Annotated in this window: 17 protein-coding genes; 10 read left to right on the top strand and 7 right to left on the bottom strand. The window is 69.2% G+C overall.

Translation table 11 applies throughout. The annotated features are described in order from the left end of the window. The first annotated feature begins 530 nt into the window (after window positions 1–530). Window positions 531–3,134, top strand: a complete 2,604-nt coding sequence (locus WAF18_RS13160) for a hypothetical protein (protein ID WP_337245514.1) — start codon at window positions 531–533, stop codon at window positions 3,132–3,134. Between the two features lie 49 nt (window positions 3,135–3,183). On the opposite strand, the gene WAF18_RS13155 is transcribed toward WAF18_RS13160, so the two are convergent. After that, window positions 3,184–4,416, bottom strand: coding sequence for a hypothetical protein (locus WAF18_RS13155; RefSeq protein ID WP_337245513.1), 1,233 nt, complete (start codon window positions 4,414–4,416; stop codon window positions 3,184–3,186). A 180-nt stretch (window positions 4,417–4,596) separates the two neighbouring features. Next, window positions 4,597–6,522, bottom strand: a complete 1,926-nt coding sequence (gene nosZ, locus WAF18_RS13150; RefSeq protein ID WP_337245512.1) for a TAT-dependent nitrous-oxide reductase — start codon at window positions 6,520–6,522, stop codon at window positions 4,597–4,599. A 169-nt stretch (window positions 6,523–6,691) separates the two neighbouring features. Between nosZ and WAF18_RS13145 the strand changes: the two genes are divergently transcribed. From WAF18_RS13145 to WAF18_RS13110, 8 genes are read left to right on the top strand one after another with little or no spacing between them, the layout of a single operon-like run. Next, window positions 6,692–7,132, top strand: a complete 441-nt coding sequence (locus WAF18_RS13145) for a c-type cytochrome (protein WP_337245511.1) — start codon at window positions 6,692–6,694, stop codon at window positions 7,130–7,132. A 27-nt stretch (window positions 7,133–7,159) separates the two neighbouring features. Further along, complete coding sequence (locus tag WAF18_RS13140; protein WP_337245510.1) at window positions 7,160–9,316, top strand: 4Fe-4S binding protein; 2,157 nt, start codon at window positions 7,160–7,162, stop codon at window positions 9,314–9,316. After that, window positions 9,313–10,590 (top strand): nitrous oxide reductase family maturation protein NosD, encoded by a 1,278-nt coding sequence (locus WAF18_RS13135; protein WP_337245509.1) that lies wholly within the window; start codon window positions 9,313–9,315, stop codon window positions 10,588–10,590. Before WAF18_RS13140 ends, WAF18_RS13135 begins: the two co-directional genes overlap by 4 nt. Next, complete coding sequence (locus WAF18_RS13130; RefSeq protein WP_337245508.1) at window positions 10,587–11,498, top strand: ABC transporter ATP-binding protein; 912 nt, start codon at window positions 10,587–10,589, stop codon at window positions 11,496–11,498. Before WAF18_RS13135 ends, WAF18_RS13130 begins: the two co-directional genes overlap by 4 nt. Further along, window positions 11,495–12,319, top strand: coding sequence for an ABC transporter permease subunit (locus WAF18_RS13125; RefSeq protein WP_337245507.1), 825 nt, complete (start codon window positions 11,495–11,497; stop codon window positions 12,317–12,319). The genes WAF18_RS13130 and WAF18_RS13125 overlap by 4 nt, the downstream gene beginning before the upstream one ends. Then, window positions 12,316–12,825, top strand: a complete 510-nt coding sequence (locus WAF18_RS13120; RefSeq protein ID WP_337245506.1) for a nitrous oxide reductase accessory protein NosL — start codon at window positions 12,316–12,318, stop codon at window positions 12,823–12,825. Before WAF18_RS13125 ends, WAF18_RS13120 begins: the two co-directional genes overlap by 4 nt. An 11-nt stretch (window positions 12,826–12,836) precedes the next feature. Further along, on the top strand, window positions 12,837–13,466 hold the full coding sequence (locus tag WAF18_RS13115) for a hypothetical protein (RefSeq protein WP_337245505.1): 630 nt from the start codon (window positions 12,837–12,839) through the stop codon (window positions 13,464–13,466). Window positions 13,467–13,472: 6 nt separating this feature from the next. Next, window positions 13,473–14,561 (top strand): FAD:protein FMN transferase, encoded by a 1,089-nt coding sequence (locus WAF18_RS13110; protein ID WP_337245504.1) that lies wholly within the window; start codon window positions 13,473–13,475, stop codon window positions 14,559–14,561. Between the two features lie 24 nt (window positions 14,562–14,585). Here WAF18_RS13110 and eda read toward each other — a convergent pair whose 3' ends face one another. The 5 genes from eda to zwf all read right to left on the bottom strand — a co-directional run bounded on the left by eda (window position 14,586) and on the right by zwf (window position 20,414). Then, on the bottom strand, window positions 14,586–15,239 hold the full coding sequence (gene eda, locus WAF18_RS13105; RefSeq protein ID WP_337245537.1) for a bifunctional 4-hydroxy-2-oxoglutarate aldolase/2-dehydro-3-deoxy-phosphogluconate aldolase: 654 nt from the start codon (window positions 15,237–15,239) through the stop codon (window positions 14,586–14,588). A gap of 22 nt (window positions 15,240–15,261) precedes the next feature. Next, window positions 15,262–17,178: a phosphogluconate dehydratase gene (edd, locus tag WAF18_RS13100; protein WP_337245503.1), complete on the bottom strand. Its 1,917-nt coding sequence runs from the start codon at window positions 17,176–17,178 to the stop codon at window positions 15,262–15,264. Between the two features lie 73 nt (window positions 17,179–17,251). Continuing rightward, entirely contained in the window at window positions 17,252–17,944 is a 693-nt protein-coding gene (pgl, locus tag WAF18_RS13095; RefSeq protein ID WP_255492902.1) for a 6-phosphogluconolactonase, read from the bottom strand. Between the two features lie 56 nt (window positions 17,945–18,000). Then, a complete protein-coding gene (gene glk, locus WAF18_RS13090) occupies window positions 18,001–19,002 on the bottom strand; it encodes a glucokinase (protein WP_337245502.1) in 1,002 nt (333 codons plus the stop codon). Continuing rightward, complete coding sequence (zwf, locus tag WAF18_RS13085; protein ID WP_337245501.1) at window positions 18,999–20,414, bottom strand: glucose-6-phosphate dehydrogenase; 1,416 nt, start codon at window positions 20,412–20,414, stop codon at window positions 18,999–19,001. Before zwf ends, glk begins: the two co-directional genes overlap by 4 nt. A gap of 267 nt (window positions 20,415–20,681) precedes the next feature. Here zwf and ugpC point away from each other — a divergent pair, with 267 nt between their 5' ends. After that, window positions 20,682–21,770 (top strand): sn-glycerol-3-phosphate ABC transporter ATP-binding protein UgpC, encoded by a 1,089-nt coding sequence (gene ugpC, locus WAF18_RS13080; RefSeq protein WP_337245500.1) that lies wholly within the window; start codon window positions 20,682–20,684, stop codon window positions 21,768–21,770. Window positions 21,771–21,858: the final 88 nt, after the last annotated feature.

Here is a 21,858-nt window from a genome sequence, read left to right as displayed (position 1 = left end):
CGCGGCGAACTGCGCCCCCACCCCAGCCCTCCCCCGCGATGCGGGGGAGGGCGCAGCGACGCTGGACCTGCCGGAACGCACGTTGGACTGAGCGACGCGGCGAACAGCGCCCCCACCCCAGCCCTCCCCCGCGGTGCGGGGGAGGGGGCAGTGACGCTGGACCTGCCGGAACGCACGTTGGACTGAGCGATGCGGCGAACAGCGCCCCCACCCCAGCCCTCCCCGCGATGCGGGGGAGGGCGCAGCGACATTGGACTGCCGGAACGCACGCTGGACTGAGTGACGTGACGAACAGCGCCCCCACCCCAGCCCTCCCCCGCGGTGCGGGGGAGGGGGCAGTGCTACCGAGCCGCTACCTCCCCCGCAGGGCGGGGGAGGTCGGCGCCTCCGGCGCCGGGTGGGGGCACGGGCCTGCCCAAACGAGCTGCTAGGGTCGTCCCCAGTGGAGCGGCGGGCCCACGGTTGCTACCGTCCGGGTTCCAGGCCCGGCATTCGCTCCAGACCCGGGCGTCCGTCTCGCGGAGTTCGCCATGAATGCCCAGGTCTCGGCCCACCGTCCCTTCGATCCGCCGCCAGCTGTCGATACACTGCAGGGCGCGTCCCGCGACGCCGCCAATGCCGCTGTCGCCGGCATGGACGCCGCCGCGATCGATACGCTGCGCAGCGACGTACAGGCGCTGCCGGCCAGTGAGCGGCAGGGGCTGCTGAACGAACTGGTGACCCGGCTCGATGCCGGCAATCTGACGCGCCTGCACGATGTCTTCGGACAGGACGCGGTGGCGTCGGCCGTCGACATGCGCGCGCCGGCTGATGTTCGCGAGGCGTACCAGGCGACGTCGGGCGGGACGACGTCCGCGGCGTCCACCGCGGGCCCCGCGTTGCCGCCGATGGACATCGCGCGGATCGAGGCGCAGCAGCGCCAGCGGGCGCAGGATGATTTCGCGGCGGCCGGTCTCGACACCGGTGCGATCAGCGGGCCCTATCAGCTATCGGAGCTGGCCCGCACGCACGCGACCGAGCCTGCCTACCTCGCCGAACTGGTCCGGCTGGCGGACGATGCCGATCTGCTCGCGTCGGTCGTTGCGCCCCTGCACGGGCTCTACAGCCGCGATGCCGGTGGCGCGTACGCATTCGGCGGTGCCGATGGCGATGCCGCGCGCGAGGCCATGACGCATGCGCTCGGCGTCGCGGTCGAACGTGGTGTGCTCAGCGAGGGCGGCATTCGGCATGCTGCTGCCGACAACGCCGGCTGGGCGGATGTCGCGGGCAGGCTGGGCATCGACAACGTCGGGCGTACCCAGGCGAGCAGCGACGCGGCGACGACGCTCGAGTCGCTGGGCAAGGATTACGACGACGCCAAAAAGGCGGTCGACAAGCTCGATGAGGAACTCAACACGTTCCTGCTACGAGCCGGGCCACTGACGCCGGAGCAGCAGGCCGATTTCATCGAGGCGTTCCGTAGCGCCGAGGGCCATGCCGAGGTCTACGCGGCCGAGATCGAGGCGGGCAACGCACTGGCGCAGTACGTGGAGCAGCATCGCGACGCGTTGCTCGATAGCGCGATCCGCGATCCCGCGGTCGCCCAGCAGGTGGTCGACATGCTCGGCCGGCTGGCCGATTCGGGCCATGGCGAGATGGCACTCGAACTGCTGAGCGAGATCGGGGCTGCGCCGACATCGGCGCTGGGAGAGGCGTTCGCCGCGCACGCCGAGACCTTGCAGGGCGAGTTGTTCGAGCGGATCTCGAGCGCCGCCGCAGTCGAGATCGTCGGCAAGCACGAAGGCGACCTCGACGCCGCGATTGCCGAACTCAAGGCGCTGTTCGAGCCGTTCAAGGACGCGCACTCGCTGTTCAAGAACCTCAAGGGGGGCGTCGACAGCTTCGTCGAGGGCTTCCGCCTGCTCGAGCAGGCCGGCGACGGCAACTTCGACGCGCTCAAGAAGCTGGCCGATGGCTTCGCAGACGCCTCGCCGTTCCAGCGCGCATTGTCGGCAGCGGGTGTGGTCATCGGCGCAGTCAAGGCTGCCGAGAACGGATCGGACGGCCAATACCTCGAAGCGGTGCAGGGCTTCGCATCGGCAGGCGAGAGCGGTCTCAACCTGTTGGCCGGCGCGACCAAGCACTTTGCTGACGCGGGCCGGTTGGCGCAGTACGGCGATGACGCGGCACGCTTTGCGGCCTTCGCCACACGCTTGGCGCCCGCGCTGGGCGTGGTCGCCAGCGCGACCTCGATGGTGCTCAACGCGCAGAAGGCCGGTGAAAACCACAATGTCGGCTTTGCGATCGCCGCGATCGGCGATGCGTTCAGTGTGATGGGCAGTGCGGTGTCCGCATTTCCAGGCGGGCAAGTGCCCGGTGTGCTGGTCAACGCGATCGGCACCGTGATCTCGACCCTTGGCGGCTTCATCGGCGATGCCATCGACAAGCACCAGACACGCGAGGAGCTGCGCGGTTACCTGGAGGCTGCCGGTGTCGCGCCCGACGTGATCGAGCAGATGCTGTTCGCCGGCGAGAAGGCCCACGAAGTGGCCGCCGACCTCGGCCTCGATGCGAAAGAATTCCAGGCGTTGATCGCTGCGCATCCCGAGATCGCGGAATCGCCGGGCCATCTTGCCGCCTTCGCAGACCTCGCGACCGCGGCGGGGATTCCCTCCGATCAGGTGCAGGGCTTCGCCGACGCCCTGGCGCGAAGCAATCCCAACTTCGCCTGGGATCTGTTCGGCATCCAGTCGGCTTTGCCCACCTCGCCCTCTGACCGCGACGCGATGCTGCGCGATTATCTCGAAGCCAACTACCCGCAGGCCTTCGAACTGGCGAAGGCGGCGTCGCCGGAGCTGTTCGGCGACGCTGCGCAACAGCGCGAGAACGCACGGGCCGATTACGAGCGCGACGGCGCCAGCCCGAGTTTCGAACTGGCGCTGGCCAACAACCTCATCCGCAACGACGACCCGGCGTATCGTGCCGAGATGATCGGTCTGCTCGCGCGCGATGGACGTCTGGAGATGTGGGTCGACCACCTTGCCGGGTACGGCGGCAAATGGGCCGAGGCGGCAGCCTCGGCGATCGACGATGCCGTGGCGGCCGGCGTGATCGACCGCGCGACCGCCGACTCGCTCAAGACAACGCTGGGTTGATGCCACTGCCTGCGCGGCGGTCCTACCGCCGCGCACGGGCCTCAACGCCTCAGTACGTGTACTGCACCTGCACCCACAGCTTGTCGGTATCGGCGGTCCGCGTGGCATCGTCGCTGCGATAGCGCGCCAGCTTGAGCAGGCCGTTGAGGCCCTTCACGCCGGGAATCGCGTGCGCGTAGGACAGATCGACCTCGTTGCCGTAGTCGCCACCGCCGCGTTCGGGCGAGAAGTCGTGGTACCAGGCCTGCAGGCTGCCGCCGCCCAGCGGGACGGTCGCGCCGACGTAGCGGTCGACCACGCCGGCGGCGGGTGTGGTCAGGAATACATCCGCCCAGCCCTGGAAGGCATGCTTGGTCGCCAGCGGGGTCTGGAAGGCGCGGTTGCCGCTGCCGTCGCCGCCGCCGAGCGATTCGTAGCCGGCCTTGAACATCGTGCCGCGCCATTGGTAGCCCAGCTCGCCGAGTGCATAGCGGCTGTCGAGGTCCCAGGGGTTGTCGCCCAGATCGCGCTGGCGCGCGACTTCGGCCGCGTAGCGCCAGGCGCCGGACGCGCCTTCCAGACGCAGGCCGGTGGTGTGGCTGGACAGGGTGTCGAGCGGCGCGGTCGCCGACACTGCGATGCCGTCCAGATCGAGGCGGTAGTGGTAGGCCGTCGCCGACAGCGCCGGCGCGATGCGCAGGCCCGCCTGCAGCAGATGGCTGCGGCCGCCGATCTTCGCGGGGTTGGCGCGCGTGGCAAAGCGGCCGTCATCGGGGCCGAACACGGTGTGGATGCGGCCGATGACCGTGTAGTCGAATGTGAGCCGGTCGAGGGGCGCGAGCTGCAGCCGGACGGCGTCGTAGGTCTGCTCGTTCTGGCGCCAGCCGACGCCGCCGACAAAGCGCTGGTTGCCCAGGTTGATGCGCTGCCGGCCGAAGGTGGCACTGCCGCCGCCGAAGGCCCAGCGCACGAGGGCCTGGTTGACCGCGGCGCCATCGGGATCGGCGACCACGGGGTACGCGCGCTCGCCGTTGCGGGTGTCGTTGAAGCGGTCCGATCCCAGGTGGGCGACGCCATCGATTTCGCCGAGCGCCGACCAGCCGTGCCATTGCGGTGTCAGATAGCCCACGCGCGCGCGCAACGTGTGCGCATCGGCATCGCGCGCCAGGCCGTCCTGTTCGACGTGCTCGTAGCGATAGCGCAGGTCAAGGGACGGGCCAGGCGCGTCGGCGGCGACGGCGGCCAGGGGCAGGGTGGCGAGCAGCAGCGGCAGTGCGCGGCGATGGAGTGTGCGAGGCGTCATGTCAGTATCTTCGTGTGGGGTATGCGCACCTTCTGCCTCGGTGATGCGTGTCGCCATGATCTTGGTCAACGCAGCGGCATTGCGCGGCGCAATCGTTGAGGTGCGCGTGCATTGTTTTTCCGGGCCACCACGCAAAACGCCCCCGCCAGGGCGGGGGCGTCGGGCTCGCCCGGCGGGTGATCAGCCCTCGACGATCATGCGCGAACGCATTTCCAAGTGCAGCGCATGGCAGAAGTGCGTGCAGTAACACCAGTACACGCCGGGCTTGTCGGCGATGAACGTCACCGATTTGGTTTCCTGCGGATTGACGATGAAGTTGATGTTGTAGCGCGGGATGCCAAAGCCGTGGGTCAGGTCTTCCACCTTGTCGAGGTTGGTCAGGGTGAGCGTGACCTCGTCGCCTTTTTTGACCGTGAACTCGCGCAGCGCGAAGGCCGGTGCACGCGAATTCATCCGCACATGCACCTTGTTGCCGTTGCGTTCGATGCCGACATCGGCTTCGGTCTTCACCGCGTTGGGGAAATCATCGATGTCGTAGATCTGCCGCGTCTTGATCACCGAGGCATGGACCAGCAGCGCATCGTGCGGCTCGGGGTAGGCGGTGTGGTCGTGGATCAGCACCATCTTGTCGCCCGAGATGTCGATCAGCTGTTCGGTTTCCACATGCAGCGGCCCGACCGGCAGGAAGCGGTCCTTGGAGAACTTGTTGCCGGAGTTGAAGTACTTGCCGTCGGCGTTCTTCGTTTCGCCCATCGAGGTGTAGCCGTGGCCCGGCTGATAGTGCACATCGACGCTGTCGACGATCACCTTGGCGTTGGTATCGCCTGCGAACTGGGCAATGGCCGCATCGACATTCCACTTGACGATCTTGCTGTCGAGAAACAGCGTGGTGTAGGCGTTGCCGCGGCCGTCGAAAGCGGTGTGCAGCGGACCGAGGCCGACGTTGGGCTCGGCGATCACCGCATCGCGCGCGTTGGCCAGGCTGCCGGCGAACCACTGTTCGACCTTCGACAGGTCGATCACCGAGCAGGTCGGCGAGAGCTTGCCCGAGCACACGAAGTACTTGCCGTCCGGGCTTGCGTTCACGCCGTGCGGGTTCTTCGGGACCGGGACGTAGCAGGTCAGTGCCGTCTTCGGGTCCGCATTGGCCGCCTTGCGCCCATCGACCACGGGCACCTTGGATTCGCCGATGGTGGTGAAGCGACCTTCGGCGACCGCCGCCTCGATCCGTGCGACGTCGAAGAACACGCAGGCGTCGTGTTCGGCGGACATCATGTCCTCGTAGTGGATCCCGCCTTCAGTGTTGTACTGGTTCGACGCGGCATACTTGCCGTCGTAGGACGTGGCCACCAGATCCATGTTGCCGTCGACCCGGCACTGCCAGCGCACGTCCATCGTCTCGGCATCGACACACGAGAACAGGCAGCCGTACTTGTCGGGGGCATCCATGTCGCGGCCGTCGTTGGGCAGCGGGATGTGGAACTCGGCACCGGCGAACACCCGGGTGGTGTGATTGACCGAAGCGTCCACCGGATCGCGCTTGTCGGTGAAGATGCCGTGGTGGCCCTGCACATTCGGCAGTTCGGTGATGCGGTCGACCTCGAAGGTATCGCCGCGGATGCGGGCAATGCGGCTGTGCAGCTTGTCGTTGACCCAGAAGTACTTGCCGTCGTAGGTCCCGTCGGCGTACGACCCGTGCACGTGGTGCGTATCGCCGGTCCAGTACTTGAGCTGGCCATCGGGTCGCGTTCCCATGATCGCGCGCGATTCGTTGGTGATGCCCCAGCCGACCATGGGGTCGATGTTGAACACCGGAATGCGCTTGAGCGTACGCCCGGACGGGCACCCGTAGATGCGCATCTCGCCCGAATGGCCGCCCGACGAGAGCACGTAGTACTCGTCCAGCTTGCCGGGAGGAACTTCGTACCGGCCGTGGGGACTGTCGGCCGAAGCGGCTGTGCCCGACGTCGCGGTACCGGCGGCCGGTGCGCCGTCCTTTGCGCAGCCGATCAAGCTCAGGCCGGTGCCTGCGAGCCCGGCCAGCGCTGTGGTGCCGAGAAACTTACGTCTCCCGGGACTGTTCATTACGTCTTCGCTGCTTGTCATGACGCCTCCTGTGGGCATCGGGGATATGCGCGACGGAGTCTATGAACGGCCTATTCACTTTTCCCTGATCCAGATCAAGGTGAATCGGGTGTGAGGACGCCAATCTCTTGCTCGATGTCCGCAGCCCCGATGTGGCGCGTACATCGCCCAATCGTTTCTGGAGAAAGCAATGCGTCTGTCGTCGTCACGCCTCACTGTCTGCGCCATCCTAGGCTTCGCGTTGGCCGCCTGCGGCGGCGATCGGACTGCAACCACCGACTCGGCGGCGCCTGCACCGGCCAATGCTGAGGCATCCCCTGCACCCGCACCGGCCTCGCCCGACGTTGCGGCTGCGCCGGCTGCGGCGCCTGCTGCCGATGGTCCGGGCGCAGAGGTGTTCCAGAAGGCCTGCGCGCTCTGTCACGCCACCCCTGGCATGGGCGCGCCCGTGGTCGGCAACCAGGAGGACTGGGCGCCGCGCATCGCCAAGGGCACCGATACGCTGTATCAGCACGCACTCGAGGGCTTTGTCGGCGAGAGCGGTGCGATGCCTGCGCGCGGCGGCAATCCGGCGCTGTCGGACGAAGAGGTCAAGTCTGCGGTCGACCACATGGTGTCGAAGGCGCAGTAGCGCGGCAGACTGAAGGAGGGCGACGCGATGGCGACGCAACGCAGGCGGCATGCCTGCGCCAGGCGATTGGCCTGGCTCGTACTGGGGCTGTGGGTGGTCGTCGCCGGTGTCGCACACGCGGGCTCGTCCTACGAGGCCGAGCTGGCCCAGGCGCTGTTCGTTGATCCCGATCTGTGCCGGCACGCGCCGTGCGCGAGCGTGTTGCCCGACGCGCAGCGGTTCTCGTTGCGCGAGGGCAATCCGGCCTTCGTCCGCGGCGTGCGCGACGAGGCCGACGGCGAACGGACCGTCGGCTATGTGTTCTTGTCCACCGATGTGGCACCGGATGTGGTCGGGTACTCCGGCAAGCCGATCGTGACCCTGGTGGGCATGGACGCCGAAGGCCGTATTGCCGGTGCGCGCATCCTCAAGCACAGCGAGCCGATCCTCCTGGCCGGCATCCCCGAGTCGCGACTGGACAGCTACATCGCCCAGTACACCGGCACCCCACCGGGCGCACGCTACGAGCTCGGTCGCGCCGAGGGCGACCATATCGCGATGAAGGCGATCAGCGGTGCGACGGTCACGGTCATCGCCGAAAACCAGATGATCAGCCGTGGCAGCTACGCGGTCGCCCGCCAGGTCGGATTGATCGAGGCGGTGGCACGTCCACGGGCACGCTTCATCGAGGACACGGCGCCGCGCGACTGGGTAAGCCTGGTCGCCGAAGGCAGCGTGCAGCACCTGGTCGTCACGCCGGCGCAGGTCGGCGCCGACGATCGCGGCGAGCCGTTCATCGACCTGTGGTTCGGCTACCTCAATGCGCCCGCGGTGGGCATCAGCGTGCTCGGCGAGACGGGATGGCGCCGGCTGATGGACGAGCTGGGTCCGGACGACCATGCGATCTTCGTGATCGGCAACGGTGCCAGTTCGTTCAAGGGCTCGGCGTTCGTGCGCGGCGGCATCTACGACCGCATCCAGGTGTCGCAGTCCCCCGATCTGTACACATTCCGCGACAGCGACTATCGCAATCTCTACGCGGTCCAGGCTGCCGGCGCGCCGGCGTACCGCGAGTCGGGCATCTTCGTGCTGCATGGTGGCGGCTTTTCGGCTGCCTATCCCTGGCAGTTGACGTTCCTGGCCAAGCTCGACGGCAGCGACGCGTTTGCCAACTTCGATGCCGAGTACTGGTTGCCGGGGCGCTACCTGGAAGGCGGACGGCCGACGATCGACACACCGGAGCCCGCCTGGAAAAAGATCTGGCGTGCGAAGCGGTGGGAGATCGCCGCATTCGTCGCGCTGCTGCTGTTCACGTCCGCGTTCTACGCCACCCATCGGGTCTGGGCTGCACGCGCGCGTCGCACCGACAAGCGCTGGGTCCTGTGGCCGCATATCGCGGTCTGGCTGGCCGCGCTGCTGTTCGTGGGATTCGGGCAGATGGCGCAGCCCTCGGTGGTCCAGGTACTGACGCTGATCCACACCGTGGTCGAGGGCTGGCGCTGGGATCTGTTCCTCAGCGATCCGCTGATCTTCCTGTTCTGGATCTTCATCGCCATCACCATCGTGATCTGGGGACGCGGCGTGTTCTGTGGCTGGCTGTGCCCGTATGGCTCGCTGAGCGAGCTGCTGCACAAGACGGCCGGTCGACTGGGACTGCGGCGTTGGCAGTTCGCGCTGCCCGCACGCTGGCACCACCGACTGCGCTGGCTCAAGTACGTCGTGCTGGCGGTGCTGGTGGCCGCTTCGTTCCACTCGATGGCGCTGGCCGAGCGACTGGCCGAGGTCGAGCCGTTCAAGAGCACGTTCCTGGTCTATGCCTGGACCCGCAGTTGGCCGTTCCTGCTGTTCTGGGTCGTGCTGCTGGTCGCTTCGATGTTCATCGAGCGCCCGTTCTGCAAGTATCTGTGCCCGCTGGGAGCGGCGTTGGCGATTCCGTCGCGGTGGCGCATGATCGGCCTGCGGCGCAAGTCCGACTGCACCACCTGCAAGGCCTGCGCAGTGGGCTGCGGTTCGCAGGCGATCGATCCGCAGGGGCGGATCGACCCGAGCGAATGCATGCAGTGCCTGGATTGCATGGTGCTCTACCACGACGACCATGCCTGTCCGCCGCTGGCCAAGGAGCGCAAGCGCCGCGAGCGTGCCGGGCTGCCGCTGACGCCGATCGGCCGCGACGGTCATTTCATTCCGATCGAGGTGATCGAATGAGACCGGCATTGGCGCTGCTGCCGTGGTTGCTGTTGGGCGCGGCGTCCTTGCAAGCGGCGACGCTGCGCGTGGTCCCGGGCGAGCGTATCGCCGATGCCATCGCGGCCGCGCAGCCCGGCGACACGATCGAGATCGCGCGCGGCCGCTACCACGAGACGTTGCGGATCGATCGGCCGCTGACGCTGCGCGGCCTTGGCCGGCCGTCGATCAGCGGTGGTGGCCAGGGCGACGTGATCCGGGTGGTATCGCCGGGCGTGCGCATCGAAGGGCTGATCGTGCGCGACAGCGGCGACGATCTGGGCGCGCAACATGCCGGCGTCTACCTGCAGCCTGGCGCGCACGACGCGGTTGTGCGGGACTGCGATTTCGCCAATGTGCTGTTCGGTCTGTGGATCGAGAAGGCCGATCGGGTGGTGATCGAGGGCAACCGCATCACCGGCATGCGCCACAAGCTGTCGTCGCAGCGCGGCAATGGCATCCAGCTCTACAACAGCCAGCATGCGCAGATCCTGCGCAATCGCATTGCGTTCGCGCGCGACGGCATCTACGTCGACGTCTCGCACGATGCCCAGTTCATCGGCAACCGGCTGCACAACCTGCGTTACGGCAGCCACTACATGAATTCCTACCGCAACCTCTGGCGCGACAACGACAGCTATCGCAACCAGGGCGGGTTGGCGCTGATGGAGGTGCGCGAGCTGGAAGTGCGCGGCAACCGCACTTGGGACAATGCCGATCACGGCATCATGCTGCGGACGATTCAGGACTCGCGCGTGGAAGGCAATGTCATGGCCGGTAACGGCCGTGGCCTGTTCGTCTACGACGCCGAGTACAACGTGCTGCGCGGCAACCTCGTCCTCGGCAACCAAGTCGGGGTGCACCTGTGGGCGGGGTCCTACCGCAACGAGGTCGATGGCAACGACTTCATCGGCAATGGCGAACAGGTGCGCTATGTCGCATCGCGCGATGTGCAGTGGGGCCAGGGCGAGGGCAATTACTGGAGCGACTACCTGGGCTGGGATCAGGGCGGCGATGGCTACGGCGACACCGCCTTCGAGGCGAGCGACGCGGTCGATCGGCTGGTCTCGCGCTATCCCTTTGTACGGCTGCTCGACAGCAGTCCGGCGCTGCGCACGCTCAAGCTCGTTTCGCGCCAGTTTCCGGTGCTGCGCACACCGACCATCGTCGACGCGCGCCCGGCCATCCGGCCCCACCATCCCGAGTGGCGGCGCTGGCTCGAACGCGATGCGCGCACGCGCGGAGAGGCACCATGATCGAAATCGAAGCGGTAAGCCGGCGCTATGGCGCGGTTCTGGCGGTGGATCGAGTGGACCTGCAGATCGGCGCCGGCCGGATCTACGGTCTGGTCGGCCACAACGGCGCAGGCAAGAGCACGTTGATGAAGATGATGCTGGGGATCGTCGCGCCCAGCGCCGGTCGTCTGCGCATCGATGGCCGCGACGTCAGCGGGGCCGGGTTCCGCGCGCTGCGTCGCACGATCGGCTATCTGCCCGAGAACGTGGCGTTGTACGACAACCTCAGCGGACTGGAGACATTGCGCTTCTTCGCCCGGCTCAAGTCGACCGATCCGGCGCAGTGCGCACCGCTGCTCGAGCGGGTCGGGCTGGGCGCGGCTGCCGATCGCAGTGTGCGCGGCTACTCCAAGGGAATGCGCCAACGTCTGGGTTTTGCCCAGGCGTTGCTCGGCGCGCCGCGATTGCTGTTTCTCGATGAGCCCACCAATGGACTGGATCCGGTGGCCATCCACGGCTTCTACGACACCTTGATGCAGCTGCGCGCCGACGGCGCGACCGTGCTGATCAATTCGCACCTGCTGGCCGAGATCGAGTCGCGGCTCGACGGCCTGGCGATTCTCGCCAACGGGCGCTTGGTGGCCGAGGGCACCGTTGCGAGACTGTCTGCTGCCGCGCAGTTGCCCGCGCAGGCGCACATCGAGGTTCGCGGCGATCACGCCCCCATGGTCGCCGTGCTTGCCGCCGCAGGCTTCGATGCGCGCCCGGACAAAGACGGCAGTCTGCATTGTGCCGTCGCGCAGGCACGCAAGCCGGCGCTGCTCGCCGCATTGGCCGGGCAGGGCGAGCTGCTGGCCGGCTTTGCGCTGCAGGAGCCGACGCTCGAGGACATCTACTTGCGCCATCAGCGCGACGCGGAGGCGGCATGAGACTGGATTGGCAATGGCGCCCCACGCTTGCAGTGGCGGGCAAGGAATTCCGCGATCGGGTCCGTAACCGCTGGGTGGTTGCCGTCGCGGTGGTGTTCGCGGCGTTCGCGCTGCTGATTGCGTACTTCGGCGGCGCGCAGGGCGGGGAGGTGGGCTTTCGCGGCATCGCGGTGACGGTGGCCAGCCTCACCAGTCTTGCGATCTATCTGGTGCCGCTGATCGCGCTGCTGCTGGGATTCGACGCAATCGTGGGCGAGCGCGAGCGCGGCACGCTCGATCTGATGCTGTCGATGCCGCTCACCCGTGCCGAGATCCTGGTCGGTAAATACCTGGGCCTGGCCGGCGCGCTGTCGCTGGCCACGCTGGGCGGTTTCGGCGCCGCGCTGCTGCCACTGCTGGGCCGCCTCGATGGCGCGGGCGTGCGGATGTATCTGGGCTTTGTCGGCAGCACAGCGTTGCTGGGTCTCGCATTCCTGAGCCTGGCGGTCTTGATCTCGACGCTGGCGCGCGAACGCGCGCGGGCATCGGGCGCGGCGATCGCGACCTGGTTCGGCTTTGTGCTGGTGTTCGATCTCGCACTGCTCGGTGTGCTGGTCGCGACCGCGGGCCGCGGTGCCTCGGCCTGGGCGCCTTACGTTTTGTTGCTCAACCCCGCCGACGTGTTCCGCGTGCTCAACCTCTACGGCAACGACGCGCTGCGTGGCGCCTTCGGGCTCGGCACGCTGCTGCCGCAGCACTGGAACGACCCCATCCTGCTGTGCGGCGCGATGCTGGCCTGGATCCTCGCGCCGCTCGGCCTTGCTCTGTGGAGATTCCGATGACCCTTCGTTCGTACTGGACCCCCGCGCTGCTCGCGCTGGGCCTGACCCTGGCCGCATGTGCGCCGGCAACCGTCGGCGGCGCAAGCGATCCGACGGCCGATGCGTCCTGCGAGCTCGACGGCATGCTGCTTGCCGATTATCCCGGCCCGAAGGGGCAGATCCGCTATGCCGATGGCGGCGTTGCCTGGTTCTGCGACACGATCGAACTGCTGTCGCTATACCTGGCGCCCGAGCAGGTGCGCGCAGTCGCCGGTGCCTACACCCAGGACATGGGTGCCGCTGACTGGGACGCGCCCAAAGGGCATTGGATCGCGCTGGACAGCGCCTGGTTCGTCGCCGGCGCCGATCTGACCGGCAGCATGGGGCCCACCCTGGCCAGCTTCGCTCAGCGCGAGGCCGCCGAGGTCTTTGCCCGCGCGCATGGCGGCCGGGTACTGGCGTTCGCCGAGATCACCCCCGACCTGGTGCGGCTCGATGGCGGCATGCACCTGGACCATGGCATGTGAGGCCTGACGCGATGGACCCGTTCTTCACCGGTATGGCACCGGACACTGCACTGGAACTGGCCGAGCTGTCCCGGCGCATGTACGCACTGCGCGAGACCCGCAAGGGCCTGCTTGCCAGCACCGGCGAGGCCGACGCCGATGCGTTGCTGGCCGCGCTGCGGGCGGGACGGCTACCCGAGCATCCGGCCTACGACAGCTGGCTGTCGGTCATCGTGCTCGAGCGTGCGGAGGTGGCGCTGCGCACGCGCATCGATTGGCGATGTCGCCATCCGCGCGCCGAAGCGCCGAGCGGCGCGGACGACGACAGTGGTTTGTCGGCCTTGCTCGCCGAAGTGTCGGTGCCCGAAGCGTTCGCGTCGGTCCAGGTGCATCCCGACGGCGTGTCGTTCGTCGGGCCCGGCGGCCTGAACGTCGTGGCGCGCATCGCTTGGGCCCACGACTGGGCAGTGGAGTGGCATCTGGATGGGCGCAGCTGGCGGCTCGATACCGCGCCGGTCGCGCATCCCGATGTCGCCACGCGCGCGCACCTGCATCGCCCCGATGGCACCGTGGTGGCCGATCCATTGGCGCTCGAGACCGACAATGCAGCGGTCGTGCTGCAGACCGTGCTCGATGCGCTTGCGCGCGACGCGCTGCGGTAGCGGCCGATGCGTGATCCGGCAACGACGCGCGTCCAACCCGACCGGTGGCGTGCGGCCCTCGCACTGGTGCTGCTGACCGTGCTCGCAGGCGCTGCGGTGCTGGGGTTGCGCCCTGCGGTGCGCATGCAGGCCGAGTACCTGGTGTTCGGCTCGCGCGCCCGGGTCGATGTGGTTGCCGCCGACCGCGAACGGGCCGAGGCGGCACTCGCGGAGATCGGCGGGGTGCTTGCCGAGGACCATCGGCGCTGGCACGCCTGGGAGCCGAGCGCGCTCACGCAACTCAACCAAGCGCTTGCTGCGGGCCGCAGCGTGCGGCCCGAGCCGGATCTGCTGGAGATGATCCGGCTGGCCCTGGTTGGCTATACGCGCAGCGGCGGCCTGTTCGATCCGGCCGCCGGCCGCTTGATCGGGGCCTGGGGATTCCACACCAGCGACTACCCGGTACGCACCGCAGCGCCCGATGCCGCGCAGCTCCAGGCGCTGCTGGCCCAGCGGCCGAGCATGGCCGATATCGAGGTGACCGACACGGGGCGCGTGCGCAGCCGAAATCCTGCAGTGGCCCTCGATCTCAACGCGATGGCCGAGGGCTATGCCGCGTTGCAGGTGCAGCGGATCCTGGCGCGCCATGGCATCGACGATGCGCTGGTCTACATCGGCGGCTTCGTGCTTGCCGTCGGAGACGACGACGGCAAGCCGTGGCCGGTCGGCATTCGGGCGGCGGACGGCATGCTCGGCACGCTGGCGTTACAAGACGGCGAGGCCCTGGCGTCGTCGGGCGATTACGAGCGCCATCGCGATGGCACGGCGCAGGGGCACATCGTCGATCCGCGCGACGGCCGCCCGCAGCGCGCCAGCGCAGCAGCCAGCGTGCTCGCGCGCGACCCGGTCATGGCGGACATCGCGGCGACGGCGTTGATGGTGGCCGGTCCCGAACGCATGGTGCGTGTGGCGCACGACATGGGGCTGCGCTGTATCGCGGTGCAGGACCACGACGGTCGTCTGCACCTGTCGCCCGCGCTCGCTGCGCGGTTGCAACTGACGGCGCCGACGGCCCAGCCGGTCCGGATGGCCGAGATCGACGATGGGCCCTGTTAGGGCGCCACCGTCATCCAACGCCACTCAGGCGGTACGCGCCTCACGCACGATCGCCGCGGCCTGCGCAGAGGCCTCACGCACGCGCGCGTAGTCGCCGGCGGCCAGCCAGGCCTTGTCGAGCATCCACGAGCCGCCCACGCACAGCACGTTCGGCTGCGCCAGGAACTCGGCGGCGTTGGCAGCGGAAATACCGCCGGTCGGGCAGAAGCGCATGTCCTGCACCGGGCCTGCGAGGCCCTTGAGCATCGCCAGGCCGCCGACGGCGTTGGCCGGGAACAGTTTGCAGTTGCGGAAACCCAGGTCGCGCAGGGCGAGAAACTCGGTCGGGGTGGCGGCACCCGGCACCGCCGGCACTGCGGCCTGCGCCAGGGCCTCGGCCAGGCGCGGGGTCGTGCCCGGGGTGACGAGGAAATCGGCGCCGGCATCGATCGAGGCGCGGATGTTCTCGGCGTTGAGCACGGTACCGGCGCCGATGACGATCTCCGGACGCTCGCGCTTGAGCATGGCCAGGGCGTCGATCGCGATCGGCGTGCGCAGGGTCAGTTCCAACGTGGTCAGGCCGCCTTCGAGCAGGGCGTCGGCGAGTGCGCGGGCCTGGTCGAGCGTATCGACGGTGATCACCGGCAGCACGCCGGCAGCCCGCAGCAGCTCGGCGGCACGCTGCTGGCGGTCGGACATCGGGGAAGCGTGAGGCATGAGGTCAGTTGTCCTTTTCGGCATGCGGCGCATCGGCGGCGGCACCGTCGGCGCCCAGATCGTACTCGGCGTCGTAGTCCCACACCGCGCCCTGGATCGTCGGCGGTCCGCAGGAGATCGACAGGGCGCCCTGGTCGGCCGGGGAGACGTTGGCGCGGTTGAAGGCGAACAGGTTGCGACCGAAGTCGGTCGGCGCGGGTGCGGTGTCGGGTGCGGCCTCGCGGCGCTGCCACTCGTCGGCATCGACCAGCGCTTCGAGAATGCCGGCCTCGCCGTCCAGGCGCACGATGTCGCCCTCGCGCAGGTAGGCCAGCGGGCCGCCCCGCGCGGCTTCGGGGGTGACGTGGATCGCCGCGGGAATCTTGCCCGACGCGCCCGACAGGCGGCCGTCGGTGACCAGCGCCACCCGGCGGCCCTGGTTCTGCAGCATCCCCAGCAGCGGTGCGAGCGAATGCAGTTCGGGCATGCCGTTGGCCTTCGGCCCCTGGTAGCGCACGACCGCAACGAAATCGCGCGGCAGCGCGCCGGCCGCATGCAGGCGGTTGAGCGCCTGCGGGGCATCGACGACGACGGCCGGCGCCTCGATCGTGCGGAACTCCGGCTTGACCGCCGAGAGCTTGATCAGCGCGCGCCCGAGGTTGCCGCGCAGCAGCCGCAGCCCGCCCTGGGCCTCGAATGGCGCCGAGACCGGGCGCAGCACCGCATCGTCCGCGCTGGTGGCGATGCCCGGCGTGTACACCACGCGGTCACCGTCGACCTTGGGGTCGTCGCAGTAGGCGCGCATACCGCCGGCAACGACGGTCGGGATGTCGTCGTGCATCAGCCCGGCGTCGAGCAGTTCGCGGAACACGAAGGCGTTGCCGCCGGCGGCGTGGTAGCGGTTCACGTCCGCCTCGCCGTTGGGATAGACCCGCGCCAGCAGCGGCACCACCTGCGAGAGCGCGTCCATGTCGTCCCAGGTCAGCACGATGCCGGCCGCGCGCGCGACCGCGATCCAGTGGATCGTGTGGTTGGTCGAGCCGCCGGTGGCCATCAGCATCGCGATCGCGTTGACGATGGCGCGCTCGTCGATCAGTTCGCCCAGCGGTCGGTAGTCCTCGCCCAGCGCGGTGATCGCCAGCGCACGTGCGACCGCTTCGCGGGTGAACGCTTCGCGCAGTGGCGTGCCCGGGTTGATGAAGGCCGCGCTCGGCAACTGCACGCCCATCGCCTCGAGCAGGGTCTGGTTGGAGTTCGCGGTGCCGTAGAAGGTGCAGGTGCCGGGCGAGTGGTAGGACTGCGCCTCGACCTCCAGCAGCTCGGCGCGCGTGGCCTCTCCGGCCGCGTAGCGCTCGCGCACCTCGGCCTTGGTCTTGTTCGGCACGCCGGGCGTCATCGGCCCGCCGGGCACGAACACCGCGGGCAGGTGCCCGTAGGCGAGGGCGCCGATCAGCAGGCCCGGCACGATCTTGTCGCAGATGCCTAAGTACAGGCTGGCGTCGAACATGTCGTGCGACAGGCCGATCGCGGTCGCTTGGGCGATCACGTCGCGCGAGAACAGCGACAGTTCCATGCCGGCGCGGCCCTGGGTCACACCGTCGCACATCGCCGGCACGCCGCCGGCGACCTGCGCGGTCGCGCCGAGCGCGCGCGCGGTCTGGCGGATGAACTCCGGATACGGCTCGTAGGGCTGATGCGCCGAGAGCATGTCGTTGTAGGCGGTGATGATGCCCAGGTTCGGCGTCGGCTCGTTGCGCAGGCGCAGCTTGTCGGTCGGTCCGCACCCTGCAAAGCCGTGGGCGAGGTTGGCGCAGCTCAGGCGACCGCGCAGCGGACCGTCGTCGCGCATGCGCGCGATGCCGTCCAGATACGCGCGACGCGACGCGGCGCTGCGCTTGCGGATGCGCTCGGTGACGGAATGCAGAACGGGATGCAGGCTCATTGGCGGCGGCGATGAGACGAAAAGGAGGGAAGGGGCGCCCGGATGCGCGGACGCGGCGCGCGGATGCCGTCGATCACGGGCACCAGTGCACGTGCAAGTCTGCGCCGGGCACGGTCAAGGCGATGCGTGCCGGGTACTCGTGGACGTCGTCGCTGCGCAACAGTTGCTCGAGCAGCGCGCGCTTGCGTTCGCCGCGGATCAGCAAGATCCGCGTGTGCGCCGGCGCCAGGCCCGCCGGCGTCAGGCTGATGCGGCGGGCCCAGCGCTGCGCGCCCGGGCAGCCGGTCGCATCGACGCCGACGTACGGCGTGGGCGCGGCCAGAGCGGCGTCGAGATCCTGCATGCCGGGGAACAGCGACGCGGTGTGGCCGTCGTCGCCCATGCCCAGCACCACGACGCCGGCCGGCTGGCGCGCATGCAGGTTGGCGGTCGCCAGCGCCTCGTCGAACGGACGGCCGGCGCGCGTGATCGTCTCCAGCCGCGCCTGTTGCGCCTTGTTCTGGATCAGCGTCTCGCGCACCAGGCGCGCATTGCTGTCCGGGTCCTCGGGCAGCAGCCAGCGTTCGTCGACCAGCGCGACATCGACGTTCTCCCAAGGCAACGGCGACTTCGACAGCGCGGCGTAGACCGGGCCTGGCGTCTTGCCGCCCGACAGCAGCAGGCGCGCACGCGGCCGCTCGCGCAGGTCGCGTGCGATCGCCGAGGAAATCGCGATCGCGGCCCCCCAGGTCCACTGGGTGGCCGAGTCGTAAGCGTGCAGGTGCATGCGGCCATCGTGACCGATTCGGGCCGTGTTGCCAAAGCCGTCGGCGTGCTCGGCGGTCACGGCGCGGCCCTGCGCACGGCGATCGCCGCCGCGCCGAGCAGGCCGGCGTGCGGGTGCAGCACCGCCAGGCTCGGGACGCGGCCCATGTTCGGCGAGAAGCGGCCCTTGTGCTCGAAGCGCTGGCGGAACCCCGAGTGGCGGATCGACTCGAGCATCTTGGGCACCAGTCCGCCGGTCAGGAACACGCCGTCCCAGGCGCCGAGGGTCAGCACCAGGTCGCCGGCGATCGCGCCGAACACGGCGCAGAAAATGTCCACTGCGCGTGCGCACAGCGGGTCGCCGGCCTGCGCGCGGGTGGTCACGTCGGAGGGCTGCAGCGGACCCGGGTCGACCCCGGCGATCTCGCACAGCGCGTGGTGGATGTTGACCAGGCCCGGTCCGCAGATCAGTCGCTCGTTGGACACCCGCCCGAACTGCGCGCTGAGCCGCTCGAGGATGCGGGTTTCTTCCGGCGTGCCCGGCGGGAAGCTGACGTGGCCGCCCTCGGTCTCGAGCGGGTAGTAGCGGCCGTCGCGGACCACCAGTGCCCCCACGCCCAGCCCGGTGCCCGGGCCAATCACCGCGTAGGTGCACGGCGTGTCGGCGCGCTCGGGCACCGCCCACTGCACGCCGCCGATCGCGGTGTAGTCGCCGGGCTGCAGCAGCGGGATCGCCATCGCCTGCGCGGCGAAGTCATTGACCAGTTCGACATCGTCCAGCCCCAGGCGTTCGCGGGTGCGCCGGCGCGAGATCACCCAGGGGTGGTTGGTGATGCGCGCCTCGTCGCCGTCAACGCGTCCGGCCACGGCGAACACGCCGCAGCGGATCCGCGCATCGCCGACATGGCCGATGGCCTGCAGATAATGCTGGGCGGCGTCGGCCAGCGATGGGAAATCGGCGACCGCAAAGCCCTGCACGGTGTCGAGTTGCAGCGGCGTTGCGCTGGCGGTGTCGGCCAGCGCGAAGCGCGCATTGGTGCCGCCGATGTCGGCGAGCAGGGCGAGCGAAGCGTCGGTCACGACTTGCGTCCGTTGTGCGTGGTGAGGGTGCGCGGCAGGAACGGCACGGCCTCCGCCGGTCCCCAGGACCCGGCCGGATAGTCGTGGACCGGCGTGCCGGCCTGGCGCCAGGCCTCGCTGACGCTGTCGATCCAGCGCCACTGGGCCTCGACTTCGTCGTCGCGCACGAACAGGGTCTGATCGCCCTTGAGCGCGTCGATCATCAGCCGCTCGTAGGCAATGCGGCGCTTGGGCGGCAGCATCGCGAGGTCCAGCGACATCGGCTGCAGCTCGTTGGCGCTCCATTCCGACGCCGCCAGGCTGCCCATCAGGCCGAGCTCGATGGTCTCCTCGGGCTGCAGCCGCACGCGCAGCTGGTTGGCGCGGGCGCGCTTGCGCTCGTCGGCCCCGAACAGCCAGTGGGTGACCGGCTTGAAGGTGACCACGACCTCGGTGGTGCGCGAGGGCATGCGCTTGCCGGTCACCAGCCGGAACGGCACGCCGGCCCAGCGCCAGTTGTCGATCCAGGCGCGCAGGCCGACGAAGGTCTCGACATCGTCCCGGTGGCTGAAGCCCTTGACCGCGCGGCCGTCGACCACGCCGTCGCGGTAGCGGCCGCGGATGCTGTCGGCGTTGGCGGCCGACGGTGACATGGGCCGCAGCGCGCGCAGCACCTTGCGCTTCTCGTCGCGGATCGCGTCGGGGTCCATCGCCGCCGGCGGCTCCATCGCGATCAGCGCGAGCAGCTGCAGCATGTGGTTCTGCACCATGTCGCGCAGCGCGCCGTAGTCGGCGTAGTAGCCCTCGCGGCCATCGACGCCGGCGGTCTCGGCGACGATGATGTCGACCGACTCGATCCAGCGCCGTTCCCAGACCGCTTCGAACAGCGTATTGCCCAGCCGCAGCGCCAGCAGATTCTGCACCGGCGCCTTGCCCAGGTAATGGTCGATACGGAAGATCCGCGACTCGTCGAGCGCGGCCTTGAGCGTGGCGTCGATCTCGCGCGCACTGGCCAGGTCGTGACCGATCGGCTTTTCGAGCACCAGCCGCGACGGCGGCTCGAGCAGCCCGGCGGCCTTCAGGCCGCGGCAGGCGGAGGCGAACAGGTTGGGCGGCGTGGAGAGGTAGCTGACGGCCGGACGGTCGGCGAACGGCGAGAGCGCCTGCGCCATCGCCTCGGGATCGGACAGGTCGGCCGGCACGTAACGCACCCGGCGCAGCAGCTCGTCCAGCGTGGCGGCCTCGTAGTCGTCGCCCAGACGTTCGCGCAGCCAGCCGCGGAAGCTCTCGTCGTCGTGTTCGCTGCGCGCGATCGCCACGACCCGGAAGTCGGCCGGCAGCAGCCGGTCGCGCAGCAGGTGCAGCAGGGACGGGAACAGGTAACGTTGCGCCAGATCGCCGGTGGCGCCAAACAGCAGCAGAGTGTCGTGCATGGACGCCTGGTTCGCCTCGTGTTCACGGAAAGGGGAATCGTGAAGTGTGTCGTGCAATCGCCCGCAACCGCAATGCCTCCGCCAAGCGCGCCGCGCAGCGACGGACCGGCCGGGGCGCGCGGCGGCGATCGCGGTTGCTGCGGCGATCGCCGGCTGGCGTGTAAACGATTACATGCCAGAATAGCGTATTGCGTCCTCGATGCACGGCCCGGCCGGGGCATCGTTCACGCGCTTCCAATCACGATCCATCCGACAGTGGGAGACGCCATGGCGAAGGTGCGGTTCGACGCGGTACGCAAGGTCTATCCCAACGGGTACGTGGGTGTGGCGGGCGCCAGTTTCGAGGTCGCCGACGGCGAGCTGCTGGTGCTGGTGGGCCCGTCTGGCTGCGGCAAGTCCACCTTGCTGCGGATGGTCGCCGGCCTGGAGGCGATCAGCAGCGGCACGCTGACCATCGGCGATCGGGTGGTCAACGACATCGCACCCAAGGATCGCGACATCGCGATGGTGTTCCAGAGCTACGCCCTGTACCCGCATATGAGCGTGGCCGAGAACCTCGCCTTCGGGCTGAAGCTGCGCGGCCAGGACAAGGCCGACATCGCCGCGCGCGTGGCCGAGGCCGCGCGTGTGCTGGAGCTCGACAAGGTGCTCGATCGCAAGCCGGGGCAACTGTCGGGCGGCCAGCGCCAGCGCGTCGCGCTGGGCCGGGCGCTGGTGCGCCAGCCACAGGTATTCCTGCTCGACGAGCCGTTGTCCAACCTCGACGCCAAGCTGCGTGCCGGCATGCGCGTGGAGATCGCGCGGCTGCACCGCGCGCTGGGCACCACCATGATCTACGTCACCCACGACCAGATCGAGGCGATGACGCTGGGCCAACGCATCGTGGTGCTCAAGGACGGGCAGATCCAACAGATCGACACCCCGATGGCCCTGTACGAAAAGCCCGCCAACCTGTTCGTGGCGACCTTCCTCGGCAGTCCGGCGATGAATGTGCTGCGCGGCCATTTGCAGCACGGCGAGGCCGGCTGGAGGCTGGCGCTGGGCGACGGCACGGTGCTGGCGCTGGGCGCGGCCGGGTTGCCGCCGGCCTGGGCCGGCCGCGAGGTCGATCTGGGCATCCGACCCGAGCATCTGGTGCCGGCCGACGCCGCCCAGGCCGGCTTGGCGCCGGTGGTGGAGGTGGTCGAGGCGGTGGGCAGCGAGGTCTTCGTGAACCTGCGCCTGGGCGACCGCCCGCTGATCGCTCGGCTGCCGCCCGACCGGGTGCCCGTGCCGGGCGAGACCCTGCCGCTGGCGATCCCGGCCGGGCGCGTGCACGCCTTCGACGTGGAGACCGGCGCCCGCCTGGTGCCCTAGCGCGGCGCCCCGCGGCCCAACGGGGCCCCAAGCGCGGCGCCGGGTCGGCGGCGCGATCCCGGGGCGCTGGCTATACTGGCTGCTTGTG

Origin of the sequence: Luteimonas sp. gir (assembly GCF_037198055.1) — a bacterium.
Classification (GTDB): Bacteria; Pseudomonadota; Gammaproteobacteria; order Xanthomonadales; family Xanthomonadaceae; genus Luteimonas; species Luteimonas citri_A.
This window is presented reverse-complemented; position numbering and strand designations above follow the sequence as displayed.